Below are 4,082 nucleotides of genomic sequence, written 5' to 3'. Positions count from 1 at the left end.
GGATATTTCGGGGCTCTGTTACCCTCCTTTCGAGGCAGCTTGAAGCTTAACTATTTGATCGGCAGTATCCCAGCGCTTCTATTTCTACTGCTTGCAGACTTACCGTTCGTGGAGAAGATCGCCTTTTTTGCCTTGTATATGACGCTTATAACGATTTGGACACAGACTATATTCATAACAGCGATGAAAGAAGTTCGCAAAATTGTAATCGCCTTTGTTACAGGAGCGATTATTTCATTGCTGCTTGTTCTTGCTGTGTTGAAGGGATTAGACAGMTATTCCATTTCATATATATTGTTCGCGATAGATACGGGCTTTGCTGTTACTGCGGGTATGCTGCTTTTTCAAATTGAACGTTTTTTCAAGACAGACAAGCAGCTTCCAAGCCTATCTTTTTTTGCTTATATCCGTAAATATCCTTCACTTATTGCAATAGGTTTTTTAACTGCTCTCGGGTTATATGCACATCAATTCGTACAATGGTTTGGAGAAGCCGGACGAATGGTAGGGGGCGTTTTTCTAATGGCTCCTGAATATGACATAGCGGTATATTACGCGTTTATATCGGCTATACCCACTCTGATTATGTTCGTTGTTTCAATGGAAACAGCCTTTTACCCAAAATTCCGCAGCTATTATAATGCAATTTTGAATCGAGGGTCTATTACAGATATTAACCGATCAATGCGTGATATGTACAAAATTCTTGTCCAGCAGTTGTCGATGATTATGGGGGTACAGCTGTTTTTCTCAATTATTGCCGTCGCGCTTGGTATTCGGTTTCTTCCTTATATCGGGTTTACATCTGCTCAGGTTGATGTATATAACATTCTTGTAATGGGATTTTTCTCTTATATTATTTTTAATATCGTAACTTTATTGCTGCTTTATTTTGATGATAGGAAGGGCTCGGTTGGACTTGCGGCCATATTTCTCTTGTTGAATACCAGCTTGACGATCATTTCCGTCGCACTTGGGGAGCAAGGCTTTTCCTTCTTTATAGCTTCATTTATTACGTTGCTGCTTGCGCTCGGAAGACTTATCTATTTGCTCCGCAATCTAAACTATTATACATTCAGCGCGCAGCCGCTTGTTGCGAAGGAGTATGACAATAAATATACGAGGCTCTTAAGACAGAGCCGCCAGGTGGAATGAATGTTTGCTTTTAAGGAGGATGTGATGAAAATTTATAATCGAGTAGGCAAGGTGTCATGCGCAGTTGTGATTGGCCTTGCCATTCTTAGCGGCTGTACGGCAGTTAATGAGGAGCCTTTGCCGGTTGAAGAAATAGAAAGCAAGGGTGAAGCAGCTGCTGCTTACAGTACGAAGTTGGTAGAGGATCGCAGTGTATATACTGAGGAGAACGACGATGGAGTCATTAATTTTTATTTAACCGTAACGGAAGACAATCTCACAGCGGAGCATCCGCTCTCTTGGAAGGAATTTAATAGCATTAATCGAGTTGAACAAAATACAGAAGAAAAAGCTATGGAAGTCATTTTACAGCAGGGTACAGAAAATGGACCGCAAAGTGGCCTCTTTGGATACACGGATACACATGCTAATGGTGTCATATCAATTAGAGGAAAATCTACCATTAGAGCCAAACAAAAGTCTTTCAAAATCAAACTATACGAAGAAGCTGGATTATGGCGTAATCAAAAAACGATCAATCTTGTTAAGCACGCCTATGATTCTACTAGAATGCGAAACAAGCTGAGCTTTGATTATTTCAAATTAATACCTGATTTCACAAGTCTGAGAACGCAGTTTGTTCATTTATATGTCAAGGACCAGACGAGTGGAGAGAAAGCCGGCTTTGTTGATTACGGTCTTTATACGCAAATTGAACAGCCTAATAAGACATTTTTGGCTTCACATGGACTGGATAAAAAAGGACATTTATACAAAACAGTTAATTTCGAGTTTTTACCAAGTAAGGATGCTTTGAAAAAAGTGGATGATCCAGGCTACGACGAGAAGAAGTTTAGCTCGGTTCTCGAAGTGAAAGGAAGCAATGAGCACGAGAAGCTGCTTCTTATGATAGAGGATATTAATAATTTCTCTTTGCCCTTCGATGAGGTATTCGACAAGCACTTTGATCGTGACAATTTCCTGACATGGATGGCCGTCAATATTTTAATGGACAACTACGATACGATCAACCAAAACTTTCTACTCTACTCTCCATTGAATTCAAATAAATGGTTTTTTCTTCCGTGGGATTATGATGGAGGGTGGGGAGATGCTGATTTTGATGAAGACAGCTCGAAGAGACGAGCACCTTGGCAAAGAGGGATTGCTAATTATTGGGGTAACACTCTTCAGAAGCGATTTTTTAAAAACGCTGAAAATGTGCAGCAGCTGCTGGATAAAATGGAGCAGTTAAAGCCCATTATTAATTATAAACAAACGTCTGCGTTCATTGATTCCTATAATCCGATTGTATCGAAATTTGTTCATCGACTGCCGGATTTGGAAGAAATGCCGAGACCTATTAAAGAATACCCAAATGAATTGGAACAAATGAAGAAATTACCGGAAACGGCTGAAAGCAAATTCAAGGCTATGCTTGAGAATCCGATGCCGTTTTATATGGGTGAGATGGAGCAGGTCGGCACGGCTTCCAAATTCAATTGGGATACATCATACGATCTTCAAGGAGACGATCTAACCTATCGGTTCCAAATATCCAAAAATCCGTCCTTCACCAGCCCGATAAAGGATATTAAGCTTACGGATTTGTCTATTACGGTAGAGGGTCTTGCTAAAGGAAAATACTATTGGAAAGTTAAGGTCATAGACTCCAAAGGCAATGAGGGTGTTGCTTTTGACGTGTATCAGGATATAGATAACAATAGGTTTTTTAGTGTTAGAGATTTTTATGTGGATTAATGGATATTAGGGGAAGGGAATAAGTAAATCATGCAATTTGCAGGCAAAAAGCTACGCCATGAAATGAAATACTATATTCATAATCATGAATATATCGGGCTGCAAGATCGAATAAGCTCGGTGTTGACTATGGACAAAAATTCGATAGGCAAGGAAGGCTACCACATACGCAGCCTATATTTTGATAATGTGCACGAAGCAGCCCTGATTGATAAAAATAACGGCATTTTTCAACGTAAAAAATATCGCATTCGTATTTATAACAAAAGTGATACAGTCATCAAGCTGGAGCGAAAAAGCAAGTATCACGATTATATTGCGAAAGAATCAGCCAGTCTAACTAGAGTGCAATGCGACAGCATAATGAACGGTAATTTCGAATGTATAAGAGAATCGGACAACCCGCTTATAAGAGACTTTTATTTCGATGCTAAGCATGGATATATGAAGCCTGCTGTTGTTGTTGATTACGTTCGGGAGGCGTACATTTATCCGGTCAGTGATGTACGTATAACGTTTGACAAATACCTTTCGGCGAGTATACAGTCCTTTGATATATTTGATCCGCATCTTGTAACGGTAGAGTCAATTGAAGGCCCGAAAACGATATTGGAAGTAAAGTACAATCAATTTCTACCAGAGTTTGTATATGGTCTTGTACAAATGTCCACGCATAATCGATCAACGATATCAAAATATGTGATTTGCAAAGAAAAGAGAAAGATGTACGCAGACTAGACGTACGGAAGGGATTTTTCTATATGGGAGATGCAATTAATTTTTCGGATATTATTAAGAAAAGTGTTCTGGAGTTGGATTCATTCAGGCAAGTTTCCGTAATAGAACTGGTGTATGGGCTTGTCATTTCTTTTTTACTAGGGATGTTGATTTATTGGACGTACCAAAAAACATTTCGCGGTGTCGTTTATAGTCATAACTATAATGTGACTTTTGTAATTATGACGATGCTAACGACATTAATTATTATGACCATTAGTACGAACATCGTCCTCTCGCTGGGGATGGTAGGAGCACTTAGTATTATTAGGTTCAGAACAGCTGTCAAAGACCCGTTGGATATCATGTATACGTTCTGGGCAGTTACTGTAGGAATTGCAACGGGTGCTAAAATATACCCAATTGCTGTTTTTGGTTCTATCGCAGTCTGTATCGTATTGTTTATATTG

Annotated in this window: 4 protein-coding genes; all 4 read left to right on the top strand. The window is 39.3% G+C overall.

All coding sequences use genetic code 11. The annotated features are described in order from the left end of the window. A partial coding sequence (pelG, locus tag AC1DWN_RS29245; protein WP_477562399.1) for an exopolysaccharide Pel transporter PelG occupies nt 1–1,155 on the top strand: 1,155 nt, incomplete at its 5' end. Between the two features lie 24 nt (nt 1,156–1,179). Beyond that, nucleotides 1,180–2,895: a CotH kinase family protein gene (locus AC1DWN_RS29240; RefSeq protein WP_477562398.1), complete on the top strand. Its 1,716-nt coding sequence runs from the start codon at nt 1,180–1,182 to the stop codon at nt 2,893–2,895. Between the two features lie 30 nt (nt 2,896–2,925). After that, nucleotides 2,926–3,633: a polyphosphate polymerase domain-containing protein gene (locus tag AC1DWN_RS29235; RefSeq protein WP_477562397.1), complete on the top strand. Its 708-nt coding sequence runs from the start codon at nt 2,926–2,928 to the stop codon at nt 3,631–3,633. 23 nt (nt 3,634–3,656) lie between these two features. Beyond that, nucleotides 3,657–4,082, top strand: a 426-nt coding sequence (locus AC1DWN_RS29230; protein ID WP_477562396.1) for a DUF4956 domain-containing protein, incomplete at its 3' end; no start/stop codon positions are given.

This window comes from Paenibacillus sp. P4_A7 (assembly GCF_056402455.1).
This window is presented reverse-complemented; position numbering and strand designations above follow the sequence as displayed.

What these genes read in the sequence shown, in the direction of transcription:
- AC1DWN_RS29240 (WP_477562398.1), top strand. Translation starts at nt 1,180, where the DNA reads ATGAAAATTTATAATCGAGTAGGCAAGGTGTCATGCGCAGTTGTGATT.
- AC1DWN_RS29235 (WP_477562397.1), top strand. Translation starts at nt 2,926, where the DNA reads ATGCAATTTGCAGGCAAAAAGCTACGCCATGAAATGAAATACTATATT.